The 396-nt window shown below is 63.1% G+C and carries 1 pseudogene; it reads right to left on the bottom strand.

The features are described from left to right. A pseudogene (locus EN874_RS32395) lies at positions 1-396 on the bottom strand (hypothetical protein); the annotation flags it as partial.

Raw genomic sequence — 396 nt, 5'->3', positions numbered from 1 at the left:
GGCCCTCGGTGCCGGCGAGATAAATCCGCAGACCCATATGGGCGTTGGTCAGCGTTTGCCGCAGGCGCGGCACGAGGCTGGCAAAGGACGGCGGCAGGTGGAGCTGCGCGGGCTTCAGGGCTTCCAGGGCAGCGATGTGCTTACCCTCCCGGCCTGGAATGCAGACGATCTCGGCACCGTCGAAAAAGCCGGGCGGCGCCTTGCCGGCCATGTCGGTGATCGCCAGCGCGCCTTCGGCATCGGCGATGAAGAGGTGGTGCTTGCCCGGCTGCGGAGACAGCGTTCCGTAAATGGGCCGGCTGATGATCGTCTTGGCTGCCATTCTCTCTTTGATCAGTTGGAGCTTGATCTTTTCCGAAAACCGGTTCCCACTTTCGGGATCATGCTCTGGTGCCT

Source organism: Mesorhizobium sp. M1D.F.Ca.ET.231.01.1.1 (genome assembly GCF_003999155.2).
Classification (GTDB): domain Bacteria; phylum Pseudomonadota; class Alphaproteobacteria; order Rhizobiales; family Rhizobiaceae; genus Mesorhizobium.
The sequence above is the reverse complement of the archived record's forward strand: the minus strand, read 5'-3'. Positions and strand labels throughout refer to the sequence as shown.